Annotated in this window: 21 protein-coding genes; 12 read left to right on the forward strand and 9 right to left on the reverse strand. The window is 68.6% G+C overall.

Annotated features, from left to right (window positions below; all coding sequences use genetic code 11):
* Positions 1 to 150: 150 nt before the first annotated feature.
* Together rpsR and rplI are read left to right on the forward strand one after the other, a co-directional pair.
* Complete coding sequence (gene rpsR, locus M878_RS70190) at positions 151 to 387, forward strand: 30S ribosomal protein S18 (protein WP_003949403.1); 237 nt, start codon at positions 151 to 153, stop codon at positions 385 to 387.
* Positions 388 to 405: 18 nt separating this feature from the next.
* The gene (gene rplI / locus M878_RS70195) at positions 406 to 852 is read left to right on the forward strand and encodes a 50S ribosomal protein L9 (RefSeq protein WP_023548640.1); all 447 of its coding nucleotides are present in this window, start codon (positions 406 to 408) and stop codon (positions 850 to 852) included.
* 139 nt (positions 853 to 991) lie between these two features.
* Here rplI and M878_RS70200 read toward each other — a convergent pair whose 3' ends face one another.
* Positions 992 to 2,329, reverse strand: coding sequence for an MATE family efflux transporter (locus tag M878_RS70200; RefSeq protein WP_023548642.1), 1,338 nt, complete (start codon positions 2,327 to 2,329; stop codon positions 992 to 994).
* A 481-nt stretch (positions 2,330 to 2,810) separates the two neighbouring features.
* On the opposite strand from M878_RS70200, the gene dnaB reads away from it, so the two are divergent.
* Positions 2,811 to 4,289, forward strand: coding sequence for a replicative DNA helicase (dnaB, locus tag M878_RS70205; RefSeq protein WP_031225379.1), 1,479 nt, complete (start codon positions 2,811 to 2,813; stop codon positions 4,287 to 4,289).
* Positions 4,290 to 4,389: 100 nt separating this feature from the next.
* Positions 4,390 to 5,775: a serine hydrolase domain-containing protein gene (locus M878_RS70210; protein ID WP_023548646.1), complete on the forward strand. Its 1,386-nt coding sequence runs from the start codon at positions 4,390 to 4,392 to the stop codon at positions 5,773 to 5,775.
* Between the two features lie 79 nt (positions 5,776 to 5,854).
* On the opposite strand, the gene M878_RS70215 is transcribed toward M878_RS70210, so the two are convergent.
* Both M878_RS70215 and M878_RS70220 read right to left on the reverse strand, forming a co-directional pair.
* Entirely contained in the window at positions 5,855 to 6,307 is a 453-nt protein-coding gene (locus M878_RS70215; RefSeq protein ID WP_023548648.1) for a GNAT family N-acetyltransferase, read from the reverse strand.
* 9 nt (positions 6,308 to 6,316) lie between these two features.
* Positions 6,317 to 6,775: a MarR family winged helix-turn-helix transcriptional regulator gene (locus tag M878_RS70220; RefSeq protein WP_023548650.1), complete on the reverse strand. Its 459-nt coding sequence runs from the start codon at positions 6,773 to 6,775 to the stop codon at positions 6,317 to 6,319.
* Between the two features lie 143 nt (positions 6,776 to 6,918).
* Here M878_RS70220 and M878_RS70225 point away from each other — a divergent pair, with 143 nt between their 5' ends.
* Together M878_RS70225 and M878_RS70230 are read left to right on the forward strand one after the other, a co-directional pair.
* Positions 6,919 to 8,124, forward strand: a complete 1,206-nt coding sequence (locus tag M878_RS70225) for an MFS transporter (RefSeq protein WP_023548652.1) — start codon at positions 6,919 to 6,921, stop codon at positions 8,122 to 8,124.
* A gap of 116 nt (positions 8,125 to 8,240) precedes the next feature.
* Positions 8,241 to 8,660 (forward strand): GlcG/HbpS family heme-binding protein, encoded by a 420-nt coding sequence (locus M878_RS70230; RefSeq protein ID WP_023548654.1) that lies wholly within the window; start codon positions 8,241 to 8,243, stop codon positions 8,658 to 8,660.
* Positions 8,661 to 8,688: 28 nt separating this feature from the next.
* On the opposite strand, the gene M878_RS70235 is transcribed toward M878_RS70230, so the two are convergent.
* On the reverse strand, positions 8,689 to 9,555 hold the full coding sequence (locus M878_RS70235) for a GNAT family N-acetyltransferase (RefSeq protein WP_023548656.1): 867 nt from the start codon (positions 9,553 to 9,555) through the stop codon (positions 8,689 to 8,691).
* Between the two features lie 150 nt (positions 9,556 to 9,705).
* Here M878_RS70235 and M878_RS70240 point away from each other — a divergent pair, with 150 nt between their 5' ends.
* On the forward strand, positions 9,706 to 10,338 hold the full coding sequence (locus tag M878_RS70240) for an HAD family hydrolase (protein WP_023548658.1): 633 nt from the start codon (positions 9,706 to 9,708) through the stop codon (positions 10,336 to 10,338).
* Between the two features lie 194 nt (positions 10,339 to 10,532).
* On the forward strand, positions 10,533 to 11,960 hold the full coding sequence (locus tag M878_RS70245) for a globin domain-containing protein (protein WP_209445547.1): 1,428 nt from the start codon (positions 10,533 to 10,535) through the stop codon (positions 11,958 to 11,960).
* Positions 11,961 to 11,965: 5 nt separating this feature from the next.
* On the opposite strand, the gene M878_RS70250 is transcribed toward M878_RS70245, so the two are convergent.
* The 5 genes from M878_RS70250 to M878_RS70270 form a co-directional block, all read right to left on the reverse strand.
* The gene (locus M878_RS70250) at positions 11,966 to 12,448 is read right to left on the reverse strand and encodes an NUDIX domain-containing protein (RefSeq protein WP_023548662.1); all 483 of its coding nucleotides are present in this window, start codon (positions 12,446 to 12,448) and stop codon (positions 11,966 to 11,968) included.
* A gap of 88 nt (positions 12,449 to 12,536) precedes the next feature.
* A complete protein-coding gene (locus tag M878_RS70255; protein WP_023548664.1) occupies positions 12,537 to 13,442 on the reverse strand; it encodes a LysR family transcriptional regulator in 906 nt (301 codons plus the stop codon).
* A 220-nt stretch (positions 13,443 to 13,662) separates the two neighbouring features.
* Positions 13,663 to 14,811: a cystathionine gamma-lyase gene (locus M878_RS70260; protein ID WP_023548666.1), complete on the reverse strand. Its 1,149-nt coding sequence runs from the start codon at positions 14,809 to 14,811 to the stop codon at positions 13,663 to 13,665.
* A complete protein-coding gene (locus M878_RS70265; RefSeq protein WP_023548668.1) occupies positions 14,808 to 15,299 on the reverse strand; it encodes a low molecular weight protein-tyrosine-phosphatase in 492 nt (163 codons plus the stop codon). The genes M878_RS70260 and M878_RS70265 overlap by 4 nt, the downstream gene beginning before the upstream one ends.
* A gap of 7 nt (positions 15,300 to 15,306) precedes the next feature.
* A complete protein-coding gene (locus M878_RS70270) occupies positions 15,307 to 15,684 on the reverse strand; it encodes a phage holin family protein (RefSeq protein ID WP_023548670.1) in 378 nt (125 codons plus the stop codon).
* Positions 15,685 to 15,743: 59 nt separating this feature from the next.
* Between M878_RS70270 and M878_RS70275 the strand changes: the two genes are divergently transcribed.
* The 4 genes from M878_RS70275 (at position 15,744) to M878_RS70290 (ending at position 18,123) form a co-directional block, all read left to right on the forward strand.
* Positions 15,744 to 16,061, forward strand: a complete 318-nt coding sequence (locus M878_RS70275) for a cupin domain-containing protein (protein WP_023548672.1) — start codon at positions 15,744 to 15,746, stop codon at positions 16,059 to 16,061.
* Positions 16,062 to 16,212: 151 nt separating this feature from the next.
* Positions 16,213 to 16,425 carry a DUF5326 family protein gene (locus tag M878_RS70280; RefSeq protein WP_023548674.1) on the forward strand — a complete coding sequence of 71 codons (213 nt, stop codon included), beginning with the start codon at positions 16,213 to 16,215 and terminating at the stop codon, positions 16,423 to 16,425.
* A 219-nt stretch (positions 16,426 to 16,644) separates the two neighbouring features.
* Entirely contained in the window at positions 16,645 to 17,586 is a 942-nt protein-coding gene (locus tag M878_RS70285) for an IclR family transcriptional regulator (protein ID WP_425347903.1), read from the forward strand.
* 99 nt (positions 17,587 to 17,685) lie between these two features.
* Positions 17,686 to 18,123, forward strand: a complete 438-nt coding sequence (locus M878_RS70290; RefSeq protein WP_023548678.1) for an SsgA family sporulation/cell division regulator — start codon at positions 17,686 to 17,688, stop codon at positions 18,121 to 18,123.
* The last annotated feature ends 46 nt before the right edge of the window (positions 18,124 to 18,169 follow it).

The raw sequence follows: 18,169 nt of genomic DNA on the forward strand, positions 1-18,169 counted from the left end.
CCGGTGGCAACCAGGGCGGCGGCCAGGCCGGCGGCGGCTGGGGCGGAGGCTCCGGCGGCGGTGGCGGCTACTCGGAAGAGCCCCCCTTCTAGGTCCTCGGACCAGGGGCGGGCCGTACCCCAAACTTCTTGATCACACAGGAGAAACACCATGGCGAAGCCGCCTGTGCGCAAGCCGAAGAAGAAGGTCTGCGCTTTTTGCAAGGACAAGGTCACGTACGTGGACTACAAGGACACGAACATGCTGCGGAAGTTCATTTCCGACCGCGGCAAGATCCGTGCCCGCCGCGTGACCGGCAACTGCACGCAGCACCAGCGTGACGTCGCCACGGCCGTCAAGAACAGCCGTGAGATGGCGCTGCTGCCCTACACGTCCACCGCGCGCTAAGGGAAGGGTGACCGACTCATGAAGATCATCCTCACCCACGAGGTCACTGGCCTCGGTGCCGCCGGCGACGTCGTCGACGTCAAGGACGGTTACGCTCGCAACTACCTGATCCCGCGGAAGTTCGCTATCCGCTGGACCAAGGGTGGCGAGAAGGACGTCGAGCAGATCCGTCGCGCTCGCAAGATCCACGAGATCCAGACCATCGAGCAGGCCAATCAGGTCAAGGCCCAGCTCGAGGGCGTGAAGGTCCGTCTGGCCGTCCGCTCCGGCGACTCCGGCCGTCTCTTCGGTTCCGTCACCCCGGCCGACATCGCGTCCGCGATCAAGGCTTCCGGTGGCCCCGAGGTCGACAAGCGTCGTATCGAGCTGTCCGCCCCGATCAAGACCCTGGGCGCCCACGAGACGTCCGTGCGTCTGCACCCCGAGGTTGCCGCCAAGGTCAACATCGAGGTCATCGCGGCGTAACGCTGCGCTCGGCTTGAGCAGCTGAGAGAGGGGCCGCCCCGTGTGGGCGGCCCCTCTTCGCGTCCGGTATCGGGGTTCGCTACACGAAGGCGCGGCATGTTTCACGTGAAACCGGGATGGTCTGACCCCGCCGATCGGTTCAGCGGGTCGCGCCCGTCACGATCCACCTGCCCGACCGGGTGCGCAGCCACAGCGTCACCATACGGACCGTCATCATCAGCGTCATGGCCGCCCACAGCGCGGTGAGACCGCCGCCGAGCGTGGGGACCAGCAGGGCCACGGGAGCGAACACCGCCAGCGTCACGACCATCGCCCCGGCCAGGTACGGCCCGTCGCCGGCGCCCATCAGGACTCCGTCCAGCACGAAGACGATCCCGCAGACGGGTTGCGAGAGCGCCACCAACAGCAGTGCGGGGAGCGCCGCGTCCTTGACTACGGAGTCAGTGGTGAACAGCGGCAGGAAGAGCGGCCGGGCGGCCACCACGAGCAGACCGAGGACCACACCGGTCGCGATGCCCCACTGGACCATGCGACGGCAGGCCTCACGCGCTCCATGGGGGTCGTTCGCGCCGAGATAGCGGCCGATGATGGCCTGTCCCGCGATCGCTATCGCGTCGAGAGCGAAGGCGAGCAGGCTCCACAGGGACAGGATGATCTGGTGAGCAGCGATATCGGCGTCCCCCAGACGTGCCGCGACCGCCGTGGCGATCATCAGGATCGCCCGCAGCGACAGCGTGCGGACCAGGAGCGGAACGCCTGCCTGAGCCGAGGCCCGGATCCCGTCGGCGTCCGGACGGAGGGAAGCTTCGTGCCGACGGGCCCCGCGTACGACCACGGTCAGATAGACGGCCGCCATGCCGCACTGGGCGATGACCGTGCCCCAGGCCGAACCGGCGATGCCGAGCCCGGCACCGTAGACGAGGGCCGCATTGAGTGCGCCGTTGGCGACAAATCCTGCGACGGCGACGTAGAGCGGGGTCCTGGTGTCCTGCAGTCCGCGGAGCACTCCGGTGGCGGCGAGGACGATGAGCATGGCCGGGATGCCCAACGCGGAGATGCGCAAGTACGTCGTGGCAAAGGGGGCCGCGGTCGTGGAGGCGCCGAAGAGGTCCACGATGCCGGGCGCCAAGGGAAGGACGACGGCGATCACGCCGATACCGAGGAGCAGTGCCAGCCAGATGCCGTCCATGCCCTGGCGAATGGCCGACTGCAGATGGCCGGCGCCGACCTGTCGAGCCACGGCGGCGGTGGTGGCGTAGGCGAGGAAGACGAAGACGCTCACCGCGGTGGTGAGGAGGGCGGAAGCGATGCCCAGGCCCGCGAGCTGAGCGGTCCCGAGGTGGCCGACAATGGCACTGTCGGCCATGACGAAGAGAGGCTCAGCGACGAGGGCGCCGAAGGCCGGGACGGCCAGCACGACGATCTCTCTGTCGTGCCGACGACGGGTGGCCGTGGGTATCGCGGGAGCCTGGGTCACGAGTGCTAATCTAATCGTCCACAGGTAAGTGATGCAACTGAGGACTGCCCCTTACCTTCCCTCTCAGGTCGTGTCCCTTCGCGCACCGTTCGAAGCGATCTTGGTCCGACCGGGGAAGTTTTTCTTCTGCACAGCCGGTGGACGGCAAAGATACAGGTCAGGGAAGCCTGCTCGGTAGGGGGGAGGGCTTGTTCACAGCGCTGTCCACCGGGTCGTGCACAGGTTTCGGCGAGTTCTCCACAGCATCCGGGCCGTCGTCCACATGGCCTGTGGATAACCAGATTGGCTGACGGTGCCGAGGGGCCTACCGTTGTCCGGCGCCCCCTCCTTCCCTCGGCCTGGGAAACGCCCTTTCCCTGGCCCTGGAACCGTCATAAATCCGGCGCGCCGGAACCGGAGTTGGGCCTCTCAATTGTCAGTGTCGTGCCGTACAAAAGAGGACACGGCGAGGTCCGCTGCGCGGACGGGAGGAGGTGTCTCGGTGAGCATTTCCGAGCCCTTGGACGATCCGTGGGCCGACGCCGGACCCAGTGATCGTCTGCCGGCCTCCCGTCGACGCGGTGACGGCGGCCGGGGCCGTGACGAACAGCACGACCGGGGCCGGGAAAACGCCTCGTGGGACGAAGGGGGTTCCTCCTTCGAGCGGGTGCCGCCGCAGGACCTGGACGCCGAGCAGTCGGTGCTGGGCGGCATGCTCCTGTCCAAGGACGCCATCGCCGACGTCGTCGAGATCCTCAAGGGCCACGACTTCTACAAGCCCGCGCACGAGACGATCTACCAGGCAATCCTGGACGTCTACGCCAAGGGCGAGCCGGCCGACCCGATCACCATCGCCGCCGAACTCACCAAGCGCGGCGAGATCAACAAGGTCGGCGGGGCCGCCTATCTGCACAGCCTCGTCCAGACCGTGCCGACGGCGGCCAACGCCGAGTACTACGCGGAGATCGTCCATGAGCGGGCAGTGCTGCGCCGCCTGGTCGAAGCCGGTACGCGCATCACACAGATGGGATACGCGGCCGACGGCGACGTCGACGAGATCGTCAACAGCGCGCAGGCCGAGATCTACGCCGTCACCGAGCAGCGCACCAGCGAGGACTATCTGCCGCTCGGCGACATCATGGAAGGCGCCCTCGACGAGATCGAGGCGATCGGCTCGCGCAGCGGCGAGATGACCGGTGTGCCGACCGGCTTCACCGACTTCGACTCGCTGACGAACGGTCTGCACCCGGGCCAGATGATCGTCATCGCCGCCCGACCCGCCATGGGTAAGTCGACGCTCGCGCTGGACTTCGCGCGGGCCGCCTCGATCAAGAACAACCTTCCCAGCGTCATCTTCTCGCTGGAAATGGGCCGCAACGAGATCGCGATGCGTCTGCTGTCCGCCGAGGCCCGGGTCGCTCTGCACCACATGCGGTCCGGCACGATGACCGATGAGGACTGGACCCGGCTCGCCCGCCGGATGCCTGATGTCTCGGCCGCACCGCTCTACATCGACGACTCCCCCAACCTGTCGATGATGGAGATCCGCGCCAAGTGCCGGCGCCTGAAGCAGCGCAACGACCTGAAGCTGGTCGTCATCGACTACCTCCAGCTGATGCAGTCCGGCGGCTCCAAGCGCGCCGAGAGCCGTCAGCAGGAGGTCTCGGACATGTCCCGTAACCTCAAGCTGCTCGCCAAGGAGCTGGAGATCCCGGTCATCGCGCTCTCCCAGCTCAACCGTGGCCCCGAGCAACGCACCGACAAGAAGCCCATGGTCTCCGACCTGCGTGAGTCGGGCTCCATCGAGCAGGACGCCGACATGGTCATCCTGTTGCACCGCGAGGACGCGTACGAGAAGGAGTCCCCGCGCGCGGGCGAGGCCGACCTGATCGTGGCCAAGCACCGAAACGGCCCCACAGCCACGATCACGGTCGCCTTCCAGGGCCACTACTCCCGCTTCGTGGATATGGCCCAGACCTGATCGGCCCGCCTGCAGGATCTCGATGGGGGCGGCTCTCCCAGACGGACGGCGTCCGTGAAATGAACTCGACGGCCGCAGCCCGACCCGGTGGACTGGGGCCATGACGACACCTCAGGAAGAGCTGCTCCCCACGACCCGACGAACCCTGCTTCACCGGATCGCCGTCGCGCAGGCCGACGGGCGGGTCCCGTCGCTGGTCGCGGCCGTTGTGCGGGGTGGGCGGGCCGTGTGGCACGGGGCGCGGACCTCGGTGGACGGGCACGGCCCGGACGAGACGGTGCAGTACCGGATCGGGTCCATCACCAAGACCTTCACCGCCGTCCTGGTGATGCGGCTGCGTGACGAGGGCCTGCTTGACCTCGGTGATCCGCTGGAGAAACATCTGCCGGGCACCGGCGCGGGCGAAGCGACGATCGCCGAACTGCTCGCGCACACGGCGGGACTGGCGGCCGAGTCGCCTGCGCCCTGGTGGGAGCGGACCCCCGGCACCCTCCGCCCCGAGCTGAGCGATGTGCTCGGCGAGCAACCCCTCCTGCACCCCGTCGGCCGACGGCACCACTACTCCAACCCCGGTTACACGGTGCTCGGCGCGCTGGTGGAGGAGCTGCGAGGCGCTCCCTGGGAGGAGGTGCTGCGCAGCGAGATCCTCGAGCCGCTCGGCCTGCACCGTACGAGCACGCAACCGCAAGCCCCGCACGCCGGCGGATGGGCCGTGCATCCGTGGGCGGACGCGATGCTGCCGGAGCCGCTGGAGGACTTGGGCAGGATGGCGCCGGCCGGTCAGCTGTGGTCGACCACGGGGGATCTGGCGCGGTTCGCGGCGTTCCTGGCCGCGGGGGACGATCGGGTACTGAGCGCGGAATCAGTGCGGGAGATGCGTACACCGGCGGCGCCGGCAGAGGCGGCCGATGTGCTGGACGGGGTCACCTACGGCCTCGGTCTGCAGATCCAGCGCCGCGACGATCGGCTTCTGGTCGGGCACTCCGGTTCACTGCCGGGTTTCCTGGCGAACCTCACCCTCAGCGTGGAGGACGACGTGGCGGCGGTGGTGCTTGCCAACTGCACCAGTGGACCGCTGCTGGGGGCCGTGGGCGCCGACCTCGTGCGGATCGTCGCAGAGGCGGAGCCGCGGATCCCGGAGCCCTGGCGGCCGCTGCGTGAGGTCGATCCGGCGGTCCTGGAGCTGGCGGGGCATTGGTATTGGGGGACCAACGCCTTCGGTCTGCGGGTGTCCGCGGACGGCCTTCTCGCGCTCGGCCCGCTGACGGGCAGTGGCCGGCGTGCCCGCTTCCGCTCGAATGGTGACGGCACCTGGACCGGCCTGGAGGGCTACTTCGCCGGAGAACTGCTGCGGCCCGTACGACGCCCGGACGGGGCGGTGAGTCACCTCGACCTCGGCTCGTTCGTGTTCACGCGGCAGCCGTACGACCCCGAGGCCGCGGTCCCGGGTGGAGTGGACCCGGAGGGATGGCGGGGCATCCGCTAGGGCCCTCGGCGACGGGGACGTGCGGCGGGGGTGTGTTTCACGTGAAACACACCCCCATCGCGATGTGGTCCCGCGATCCTCAGAGCCGCAGTTTGAAGCCCTCGTGCGTGGCGCTGAAGCCGAGCCGTTCGTAGAAGCGGTGGGCGTCGGTGCGTGTCTTGTCGGACGTCAGCTGCACCATCCGGCAGCCGATCTGCCGAGAGGTGTCGATCGCCCACTCGATCAGCCGGCTGCCCAGCCCGCTGCCCCGTTCGTCGGCGTGGATGCGCACAGCCTCGATGAGCGCGCGGGTAGTCCCCTTGTGGGAGAGCCCAGCGATGATCGTGAGCTGGAGGGTTCCGATCACGCGGCCCTCACGGACGGCGACGACGAGGTGCTGGTTCGGGTCGGCGTCCAGGCGTTCCAGCGCGGCGCGGTAGGGCGTCATATCGTCGGTGGACTCGCGCTGAGCGCCCAGAGAATCGTCGGCGAGCATCGCGACGATCGCCGGAAGGTCGTCGGCGGTCGCGCGGCGTATTTCAAGATCTCCCATACGCGCACCCTATGCGGGCACGTTCAGAGACTCCACGGCCCGTACGAGCGGTGCCAGTTCGGGGTTCCTGGAGGCCTCGTACAGGGCCTCGCGCAGGGCGGCATCATTGGTGGGCCGTGCCTCTTCGAGCAGCCGCAGGCCCGTCTCGGTGACGTTGGTATAGATGCCGCGCCGGTCGGTGGGGCACAGATAGCGTTCCAGCAGGCCGCGGTCCTCCAGCCGGGTCACCAGACGCGTGGTGGCGCTCTGGCTGAGGACGACCGCATCGGCGACCTGCTTCATCTGCAGATGGCCGCCCTCGCCGTCGTGCTGGCGGCTCAGCACATCGAGCAGGGAATACTCGCGCACGCTCAGGTCGTGCTTCGCCTGCAGGGCGCGCTCGATAAGCGCCTCGATCCTTCCGTGCAGCGCAGAGAGGGCGCACCAGCCTTGCGCGAGGGCGGTGAGCGCGGGGTCCGTCGCTGTCATTGGCGTTTTCCTCCGTCCCGGAGCGGCTGCATCAAGGATAGAGCAAGTCTGCAATAGTGCGCGTTTGCCATTAGCCAGCGTATGCAATTATTGTGGACGCGCTCAAAGCGCCCCTGCAATCGTCTGGGAAGGTGTACCCCTCCATGCCTCTCGCGCTTCTGGCCCTCGCGATCGGGGCCTTCGGAATCGGAACGACCGAGTTCGTGATCATGGGCTTGCTGCCCCAGGTCGCGAGTGACTTCGGGGTCTCCATCCCCACGGCGGGACTGCTGGTGACGGGCTACGCGCTCGGTGTGCTCATCGGCGCTCCGGTGATGACCGTGCTCGGTACAAAGGTCTCCCGTAAGCGCATGCTGATGTTGCTGATGGGCCTCTTCATCGCCGGAAACCTGCTCTCCGCGGTGGCCCCCACCTTCGTGATCATGCTGCTCGGACGCGTGGTGGCCTCGCTCGCGCACGGCGCCTTCTTCGGCATCGGCTCGGTCGTCGCGGCCGAGCTGGTGGCGTCCCACAAGAAGGCCGGCGCCATCGCCATGATGTTCACCGGTCTGACCGTCGCCAATGTCGTCGGTGTCCCGCTGGGCACGCTCATCGGCCAGCATGTCGGCTGGCGCGTGACCTTCGGCATCGTCGCCGCTCTCGGGGTCGTCGGTCTCGCCGGCGTCGCCAAGCTGGTGCCCGAGATGCCGAGGCCCGAGGGGGTACACCTGCGGCATGAGCTGGCCGCTTTCAAGAACGCTCAGGTGCTGCTCGCCATGGCGATGACCGTCCTCGGCTTCGGCGGCGTCTTCGCGGCCATCACCTACATCGCGCCGATGATGACCCACATCGCGGGCTTCGCCGACGGCTCGGTCACCTGGCTGCTGGTCCTGTTCGGCCTCGGCATGGTCGGCGGCAACCTCATCGGCGGCAAGTTCGCCGACCGCGCCCTGATGCCGATGCTGTACGTCTCCCTGGGCGCCCTGGCCGTGGTCCTGGCTCTCTTTACACTCACCGCCCACAACAAAATCGCGGCGGCTGCCACGATCGCCCTGATCGGCGCCTTGGGCTTCGCGACCGTACCGCCGCTGCAGAAGCGCGTGCTCGACCAGGCGCACGGTGCGCCGACGCTCGCGTCGGCCGTGAACATCGGTGCCTTCAACCTGGGCAATGCGCTCTCCGCCTGGCTCGGCGGCATCGTGATCGCGGCCGGCTACGGCTACACGGCCCCCAGCTGGGTCGGTGCCGCCCTCGCCGCGGCCGCCCTGGTCCTCGCCGTCCTCTCGGCGGCGCTGGAACGCCGCGCCGGCCACAGCACCGTGGTCGCCTCAGCGACGCCCGCCGGGCAGCAGACGCCGGTCCACCACTGAGTCCTTCGGACCCACAGAGCGCCACGCCGCCCGCAGTTCACAGACGTCCATGCCGGGGGGCGCATCCCCGGTACGGCGAGCACCCCGTCTCAGCAACACCCGAGGAGAGAATCTCCATGAACACCACCGCCGTCGCCCCGCTGTCCATCGAGGACGCCGAACTTCTCGTCGCCACGGCCCGCAGCGCGGCCGAGGACGCCGGGGTCACCGTCAGCGTCACCGTCCTGGACGCCGGCGGCCATCTGCTCTCCTTCCGCCGGGACGACCGTGCCGTGCTGATCTCCGGCGAGACCAGCACTCGCAAGGCCTACACGGCGCTGCAGCTGAACGCCCCCACCGCCGACCTGGTCGACGCCGTCCAGCCGGGTGGCCTCTTCCACACGCTGCCCACGGCCCTCGACCGGCCCCTGCTGTTCATCGCGGGCGGTGTGCCCGTCCACCGAGACGGCAGGCTGATCGGCGCGATTGGCGTCGGCGGCGGTGCGCCCGAGCAGGACCACGGCTTCGCCACCGCGGCCGTGCAGGCTCTCGCCTGATCGCCCACCGCCCAGGGACTACGCCGGCTCAGCCGGCGGCCACGGTCAGCGGTGCGAAGCGCCGCGTCCAGTCCCCCGGGAGATCCGTGATGCCGTACGTCATCACCGCGTTGAAAGCCACGGAGGCCAGCCCTCGCGCCCTCGCCCAGGTCAGCAGCTCCTCATGGCGCATGTCGATGTCGGTGCGCAGCGGGCGGTCCGTACCGGCGGCCAGGTAGGTGATGAGAGCCTGGGCGGTCTCCGTGTCCCGGGCGATCAGCGGACCGACGACATGGGTGTCCATGTTCGGCCATGCGGCCGCGTAGCCGATGATCCGGCCGTCCTCCTCAGCCACCCGCAACTGGTCGGCGAAGGCGGGCAGCCGGGTGATCAGGGGAGTGCGGTCGACGCCGAACACCTCCTCGTCGAGCCGCAGGACCGAGGGGAGGTCCTCCGCCGTAGCGGTGCGGGTGAGTACGCGGGGTTCCGGCCCGCCCGGAGTGAAGCGGCCCCTCAGCATCTCCGCCCGGCCCGTCACCTTGAAGCCCAGTTCTTCGTACAGCGGAAGGCCGTTGGGCGTGGCGTGCAGGGTGAGCGGAGTGGTGCCCATGGTCGACACGACATGGCGCATCAAACGGCGCCCGACGCCCCGGCGGGCATGACGTCCGGCCACCAGAACCATGCCGATGGCACCGAGATCCGTGCGCTCCCACGAGCCGTACTCCGTGACGACACACGCGGCGACGAGACCACCCTCAGGGTCGTCGATGCCGAGTCCCTTCCCGGCGGCAAGGAGGAGTCCCCACTTGTGCTCCTCGCGTGGCCACCCCCGGTCCTCGGACAAGTCGGCGCAGGCGGTGAGATCGCGAAGCGTCAGGCGGCGGATGGGCAGAGCGGCGAGGGAAGGAGTCGACACGCAGGTCAGGCTGTCCGACCGGCAGCCCCGGCGTCCACCCGTTTCGCCGCAGACACACGTGCTTTTGGCCATGCCGTGGCCATATGCACAGCCCATGGACAAGCAGGATGTGTTTCACGTGAAACACAAGCAGGCGGTTAGCCTCACGCCATGGCGAGACTTCATCTCTTCGATCTCGACGGCACGTTGCTGCACGGCAGTACGGCACCGGTGGAAATCTCCCGCCAGTTGGGACTGGAAGCGGAGACCGTGGCACTGGACCGGGAGATCGCGGAGGGACGGATCGGTCCGCCGGAGTACGCGGCGCAGGTGTACGACCTGTGGGTCGATCTGACCGAGGCGCAGGTCAGCGCCGCATTCGAGGCGGCTCCTTGGCTGGCCCGCATCTGTGAGGTCTGGGCAGAGATCAGAAACGCGGGCGAATACTGTGCGGTGGTGTCGCTCTCACCGTCCTTCTTCGTGGAGCGTCTTCTCGACTGGGGTGCGCACGCGGCGCACGGATCCCGCTTCCCGGCCGTGCCGTTCACCGAGCCCGTCGATCCGTCCGGGGTGCTCAGTGCCGCAGCCAAGGTGACCATAGCGGACCGGCTCTGCGAGGAGTTCCGAGTGGCGCGGGCGGACTGTGTGGCATACGGCGACTCGTCGTCGGACAAGGACCTGTTCGCTGCCGTACCCATCTCCGTGGCGGTGAATGCGGACACCCATCTGACCGGGCTCGCGACGCACTCCTACACAGGGCGGGATCTGTGGGATGCCTATGAATTGGTTCGCTGTGCCCGCTAGCTGAAGGACTTCGCGGTATGCCCTCTTGCCCGATTCGTGAGGGAGTGAGGGGGGACTTGTGTGTGCGGCGACGGCCGGTAGGGTCGAGTCCGGTTCACGCCGTCCTACGGCTGACCGTCCGCCGGGGGAAGCATGCACCTTCCGGGGTGGAGGTGCGCAGACCGACCGCAAGACGTTCGAGGCGAGGGCACACCATGGACACTCCGACCACCACGTCGGGGGAGAACGGCATGTCGGGCGGGGGCGATTGGTTTACGCCACGCAAGACAGCACCGGCCTCGCCCCCGCACTCTGACCAGGAGAGGCACCAAGCAAGCCCGCGCCCGGCGGACGTACCCTCCGGGCAGCCGATGGCCGCACCCGCCACGCAGTCGGCGGCTGCAGCCGCCCGGCAGCCGGTGGCCGTACCCGTTCCGCACCCGGCGGACCCACTCGCCCCGCAGCCGATGGCTGCACCGGCCAGAGAGCGTGTGCCGGCGCAGCGGGTGGCGGTGGCCGACGAGGAGGGTTCTCCGGACGCGATCCTCATACGCCGCACGATGTCCGAGATAGGCCCGGTCGCCGACAAGGTCGCCTCCTATTTCTATGCGCTGCTCTTCGTCCGCCGTCCCGATCTGCGCGTGCTGTTTCCGCCCGCGATGGACATGCAGCGGGACCGCCTGCTGAAGGCGCTGCTCACCGCGGCCGAGCACCTGGACAACACGCCGGTCCTCGTCGACTACCTGCAGAACCTCGGCCGTGGGCACCGTAAGTACGGGACACGTGCCGAGGACTATCCGGCCGTCGGGGAGTGCCTGATCGGTTCGTTGAGCAAGTACGCCGCCGCCGTATGGGACCCGGAGACCGAGGCGGCCTGGGTGCGGGCCTACACAACGATCTCCCAGGTCATGATCGATTCTGCGGCGGCGGACGCATTGCGGTCCCCGGCCTGGTGGCACGCCGAGGTCGTCACCCATGACCTCAGAACCCCCGACGTGGCGATCCTCACCGTCCGCCCGGACCAGCCCTATCCCTTCCTCGCCGGCCAGTACACGAGCATCGAGACACCCTGGTGGCCACGGGTGTGGCGGCACTATTCCTTCGCCTCCGCGCCCCGCTCGGACGGCCTGCTGACCTTCCATGTGAAGGCAGTGCCGGCCGGCTGGGTCTCCAACGCGCTGGTGCACCGTGCCCGGCCCGGAGACGTCATCCGCCTCGGCCCGCCCACCGGCTCCATGACCGTCGACCACACGACCGACAGCGGCCTGCTCTGCCTGGGCGGCGGCACCGGCATAGCGCCCATCAAGGCCCTGGTCGAGGATGTCGCCGAGCATGGAGCACGCAGACCTGTCGAGGTGTTCTACGGCGCCCGCACCGACCACGACCTCTACGAGATCGACACCATGCTCCGGCTCCAGCAGAGCCACTCCTGGCTGTCGGTCCGGGCGATCATCGACCAGCAGGCGCGCCTCCAGCTTCCCGAAGCTCTTCGCGACTACGGCCCCTGGAACGAGTACGACGCCTATCTCTCCGGCCCGCCAGGCATGATCCGCAGCGGCGTCGACATGCTCCGGGGCTTCGGCATCCCGTCGAGCCGCATACGGCACGACGCGGTGGAGGAACTGCTCGTCGTCGGAAACTGAGCGCCCTAACCGAGATCGGGAGCGTGCATGGCGCGCACCCCCTCGATGTTGCCGTCCAGATAGTGGCGCAGCGAGAGCGGGACGAGGTGGACGGAGGCGATGCCGACGCGGGTGAAGGGGACGCGGACGATCTCGTACTCACCGGCTGGCTCTTCCACTTCGGGGCCGTGCCGCAGGGCCGGGTCCATGGACTCCAGCCGGCAGACGAAGAAGTGCTGCACCTTCACGCCGGTCGCGCCGCCGTCCTCGCCGATGTGTTCGACGGTATCCACGAAGCACGGCACCACGTCCGTGATCTTGGCGCCGAGTTCCTCGGACACCTCCCGGTGCAGTGCGTCGACGACGGTCGGGTCCCCGGGCTCGACCCCGCCACCGGGAGTGACCCAGTAGGGATCGACGCCGGGCTTGGTGCGCTTGATCAGGATCAGGTCGTCACCGTCCAGAAGAACGGCACGGGCGGTGCGCTTGACCACGGGTCGGACGGTCATGGGAGAAATGTGGCCCGGCTGGTTCCACGTGAAACATCGCAAGACGGCACTGCTCGACCGCCGTGGGTGCGTGCTGTGCCGGAGGGCCTCAGCACCAGGCCGCACCGGCCCGCAGAAGCCACTCGTGGGCCCGCGCTATATGCGGCATGGCGAGGGTGCCGGTGCGCACCACCAGAAAGTAGGTGCGCAGCGGTGGTACCACCGGGTCGTTAAGGGGCGCGACCGTGCCGTTGTCGAGGGCTGCGGCGCACAGATAGCGGGGCAGCACCGCTAATCCGGCACCCGCGATCGCACAGGCGAGCACCGCCCGGAGATCCGGGACGATGACCGTGCCCGAGGCGGCCGGGCGGGAGTCGAAGACGGAGGCCCAGTAGCGCGAGACGAAGGGCAGCGATTCGTGGACCTCGACGACGGGCAGGTTTTCCAGTGCCTGCGCGCCCTTGAGGCGTAGCGCCTCCGCATCGATCCGCTCCGTCCAGCGAGGGGCGGCGACCAGCACATGCTCCTCGTCGCAGAGCGGAGTCGCGGTGAGCAGAGCACCGCGCGGGCGGGCCGTGCTGATGGCCAGATCATGGTGTCCGGAGGCCAGTCCCTCAAGCGCTTCTTCTGCCGTACCGAAGGAGGCGCGGAGCGCGAACCCCTGGCCGTCGTCACCGGTCAGCTCCGTCAGAGCGGGCAGAGCGCGTTCGGCGGTGAACTCGGGCGGGCCGGCGAGGTGCAGGGTTCTGAGGGAGGAATCGTCGTCCAGGCCGCTCTCGGCTATCTCCACCAGGGCGTCGAGATGGGGCGCTGCCTTGTGCGCGAGTTCGTCGCCGATGGTCGTCGGGGTGACTCCGCGCGCCTGGCGGAGGAAGAGAGGCTTGCCCAGCTGTCGTTCCAGCGTGCGGATCTGCGAGGTGACGGCGGGCTGGGAGAGGCCGAGCAGAGCGGCGGCGCGGGTGAAGGAACCAGCCCGGTGCACAGTGACGAAGGTGCGCAGCAAGGCCAGGTCCATGGCGTGCCCTCCCCTAGATCTCTGCCCTCCTTCGGCCCCCAGGCAGGCCCTAACTATAAATAAGTCGATAGGTCTCTGTCGCTAGCGTGATTGGACACTGACAGAGAGTCAACTAGCCTTGTTCGCGCGGTTCTTGGCGGGCGGGAACCGAAGACGGTCCGAGCCACGAGGGGGGAGGCTCGGACCGTCGTGCGCGCTCAGCGGGCGGGTGGGCAGGGGCTCACTCGGCGGACTCGTCCAGGGCCCGCAGCACATCGGCGATCAGGTCCTCGGGGTCCTCGGCACCCACGGACATTCGGATGAAGCCCTCCGGGACCGCGTCCCCGCCCCAGCGGCGGCGGCGCTCGGCCGTGGACCGCACGCCGCCGAAGCTCGTCGCGTCCTCCACCAGGCGCAGGGCCTGGAGAAATCGCTCCGCACGCGCGCGCGTGGGCAGCGTGAAGGAGACCACGCAGCCGAAGCGGCGCATCTGCAGTGAGGCGATCTTGTGCGAGGGGTCGCCGGGCAGCCCGGGATAGCGCAGGTCGGACACCTCGGGCCGCTGCTTCAGGGTCTGCGCGACCTCGAGGGCGGTGGCGTTCTGGCGGTCGACGCGCAGCTGGAGCGTGGCGATGGACCGGTGTGCGAGCCAGGCTTCCATGGGCCCGGAGATCGCGCCGACGATCTTGCGCCAGCGCCGTACGGCGGTCATCGCCTCGGCGTCGCGGCCGGCGACGTAGCCCAGCAGCAGATCGCCGTGGCCGGTGAGCTGCTTGGTGCCGCTGGCCACGGAAAAGTCGGCTCCCAGCTCCAGCGGGCGCTGCCCGAGCGGAGTGGCGAGGGTGTTGTCGACGGCCACCAGGGCGCCCTGCGCATGGGCCGCCGCCACCAGCCTCCGGATGTCACACACGTCCAGCCCCGGGTTCGACGGGGACTCGATCCACAGCAGCCGGGCGCCGTCGAGGACCTCCAGCTGGCCGTCGCCACCGGTGGGCGCCGTGCGCACCTCGATGCCGTACGCCTCCAGCTGGGTGCGGACCAGCGGCAGCACCTGGTAGCCGTCGGAGGGCAGCACGACCGCGTCCCCGGCGCGCAGCTGGGAGAACAGCACGGAGGAGATCGCCGCCATGCCGGAGGCGAAGACGAGCGTCTCGACGTCGTCCTGCCCGGGCGCCTCCAGCTCGCCGACGGCTCGCTCCAGCAGGGTCCAGGTCGGGTTGTCGTCACGGCCGTACGCGTACGGGACCGTCACCTCGCCGGGCAGGTGGAAGTGCGCCGCGAACACCGGTCCGGGCAGGGTCGGCTCGTGCTTGACCGGCTCGGGCAGTCCCGCGCGTACCGCGCGCGTGCCGTCGCCGGTGCGACCCGCGTCCTCGGGGGAGTTGCTCATGCGGCCCGCCCTCCCAGCTGCTCGCGTACGGCGGTGAGCAGACCGGCGCTCGCCGTCTCCACCATCTTGAGGCACTCCTCGAAGCCGTCCCGGCGTCCGTAGTACGGATCTGGGACGTCGAGGTCGTCATCGGCAGCGGGGTCGTAGGAGCGCAGCAGGCGGACCTTGCGCGCGTCCTCCTCGGTCGGTGCGAGGCGGCGCAGGGCCTTGAGGTGGCCGGTGTCGAGGGCGATCACGAGATCGAGGCGGGAGAACCACGAAGGCTCGAACTGGCGGGCGATGTGATCACTGTCGTAACCGTGTTCTTCGAGGACCGAGATGGTGCGCGGGTCGGCGGGCTCGCCCTCGTGCCAGCCGCCGGTGCCGGCGCTGTCGACCTCCACCCGGTCCTCAAGCCCGGCCTCCGTCACCCTCGCGCGGAAGACGGACTCGGCCATCGGGGAACGGCAGATGTTTCCGGTGCACACGAAGCAGACGCGGTAGGTCATGGTGTGCTCAGTCCTCGTCGGGCAGGACGACGTGCAACGCCCAGGAGACCACGGAGACGATCAGACCGCCGACGACGGCCGTCCAGAAGCCCTGCACATGGAAGCTCAGGTTGAGCTTGCCGCACACCCACGAGGTCAGCAGCAGCATCAGCGCGTTGACGACCAGGGTGATCAGGCCCAGGGTCAGGATGAACAGCGGGAAGGTGAGGACCTTCACGATGGGCTTGACCAGCCAGTTCACCAGGCCGAAGATCAGCGCGACGACGATCAGCGTTCCGGCCTTCTTGGCCGTGCTGTCACCGGTAAGAGTGATCTTGTCCAGCAGCCACACGGCAACCGCCAGGGCGCCCGCGTTGGCGATCGTCTTGACTACAAAATTCTTCATGTGTCTGATCGTGGCAGACCGGATCCGAACCGAGCAGTGAGATGAGGGCGACAGCGGCGATGAAGGCATTCCGGCTGGACGAACTGGAGGCGGAGCGCGCCGCCAACGAGGGGGCCTACCTTCAGTTCCTGCGGGAGCGGAACATGTCCGTCGGCCTGTACGCGCTCAATGCGGGCGAGCACGACCCGCAGAAGCCGCACAACCAGGACGAGGTGTACTTCGTTGTGAGCGGCCGGGCGTCGATCACGGTCGGACTGGAGACGACCGAGGTGGCGCGGGGCAGCGTCGTGTACGTACCGGCCGGAGTCGCCCACAAGTTCCACCACATCAGCGAGGACCTGAGGGTTCTCGTCGTCTTCTCTCCGCCCGAGGCGTGAGTCCGGATCCGGGGTTCCCTAGGGGACAGGTCAGGGGAGGACAAGGGACGCGAGGCCCCCGCGGGACCCCCTGCCGGCCCTAGCATCGAGTGCAGAACACCAAACGCTGTACCGAGAACCCAGACGTACGACAACGCAAAGGACAAGGGCGATGCGAGAGATCTTCGCGGGACTTCCGTGGTGGGTGAAGTGGGTCGCGGTGCCGGTCATCGCCCTGGTCGTGTTCGGCGGCCTGATAGCGACCGTGGTCGGATTCGTGATCACTCTGCTCTTCAAGGCGCTGATCTTCGTCGCGCTGGTCGGCGGACTCATCTACATCGTGCGCAAGTTCCTGTCGAACTCCTCGTCACGCAGCGACTGGTGACGGACGCGGGGACCGGTGACCGGCAACGGCGCCACCGGTTCCCGGCAAGGCGAGCACGCGTTTCCCTCGGGGGAGGGAAGTTTCCCCGTGACGCCGTCTGCGTGCGGTGGCAGACGGTTAGAGTCCGGAACTCCCGCGGGGTCCGGCCCCGCGGGCGGCGCAGATCCCCTCCGTGCTTTTCCTCCGCACGGGCTGCCCCTCGTGCTCCGGGAGTGACCCTTGGCCACGGTTGACACCGCACCGGCAGAACCGCACACAGCCTCCACCTCACCGCGCTCCTGCGCACCCCCCGCCCAACGGCCACCGGCCGTCGTGGTCCCGGAACAACCGCACCCGACCGGCCCCTGCGGCCCACCGCACCTGACTGGCGCCTCTGGGCCCTCGCGCCCCACCGACGCCTCGGGCCCGCCGGCCGCCGCGACGCTCATCGGGTCCGTCCAGCGCGCCATGCGCCTGCTGGAGACCGTCGCCGAACACAGCTACGGCGCCCCCGCCAAACAACTCGCCCGCGAGACCGGCCTCGCCCTCCCGACGACGTACCACCTGCTGCGCACCCTGGTGCACGAGGGTTATCTGCGCCGTGAGAAGGGGCTGTTCTTCCTCGGCGACGCGGCCGAACGGCTCGGCAGCAGTGGAGCACAGCAGAAACGTCGCAGCGCGGTGGCCGACACGCTGGCGCACTGGCGCGATTCCATCGGTGTGCCGGTGTACTACGCGATGTACCGGGACGGCGAGATCGAGGTCATGTGCGTCTCCGACTCCCCCGAGGCACCGGCGGTCGAGGAGTGGGCCGACTTCCGCGCGACCGGTCATGCGCACGCCATTGGGCAGTGCCTGCTGTCCCAGCTGGACGAGGACGCCCGCCGCGACCATCTCGCCCGCTATCCCGTGCAGTCCCTCACTCCGTACACGGTGCGTGACAACGACGCCCTGTTGCGGCGGCTGGCCCGGATGCCGCGCATGGAACCGGTGGTGGAGCGTCAGGAGTACGTGCTGGGGACGGTCTGTGCGGCGGTTCCGATCACGGTAGGTACGACCGTGGCCACGATGGCCATGTCGCTGCCCGTCCACCAGGCCGACCGGCTGTTGCCCTCGGCGCATCGGCTGCAGACGGAGATCGGGCGGCATCTGGGGACGCTCACGCTCTCTATCAGTATCTGAAAACTTACTCCTTGTGATCTGCTGTGTACGTTCAGCAAGATTTGACCACCGTTAGAGGGATCAATCCCGGCCAGCCGATGTCATATGACGGGGTAACCGATGCGCGAGTCCGTACAGGCAGAAGTCATGATGAGCTTTCTCGTGTCGGAGGAGCTCGCCTTCCGCATTCCGGTGGAGTTGCGCTACGAAACCAGCGATCCCTATGCGGTGCGGCTCACCTTTCATTTGCCCGGTGATGCCCCGGTGACCTGGGCGTTTGGACGCGAGCTGTTGATCGACGGCGTCGGCCGGCCGTGCGGCGAGGGGGATGTGCACATCGCTCCCGCCGATTCCGAGATGCTGGGCGAGGTTCTGATCAGGCTTCAGGTCGGCTGCGACCAGGCCCTGTTCCGCTCCTCCGTACCGCCGCTCGTGGCCTTCCTGGACCGTACGGACAAGCTGGTGCCACTCGGACAGGAGGGTGCGCTGGCGGACTTCGACGCCCATCTGGAAGAGGCTCTGGACCGCATCCTGGCCGAGGAGCAGAGCGCCGGCTGAAGCGTTACGGCAGGGGGCGCCAGGCGCTCCGCCGTGCCGCGTGGCA

This window comes from Streptomyces roseochromogenus subsp. oscitans DS 12.976 (genome assembly GCF_000497445.1).
GTDB classification, from domain to species: domain Bacteria; phylum Actinomycetota; class Actinomycetes; order Streptomycetales; family Streptomycetaceae; genus Streptomyces; species Streptomyces oscitans.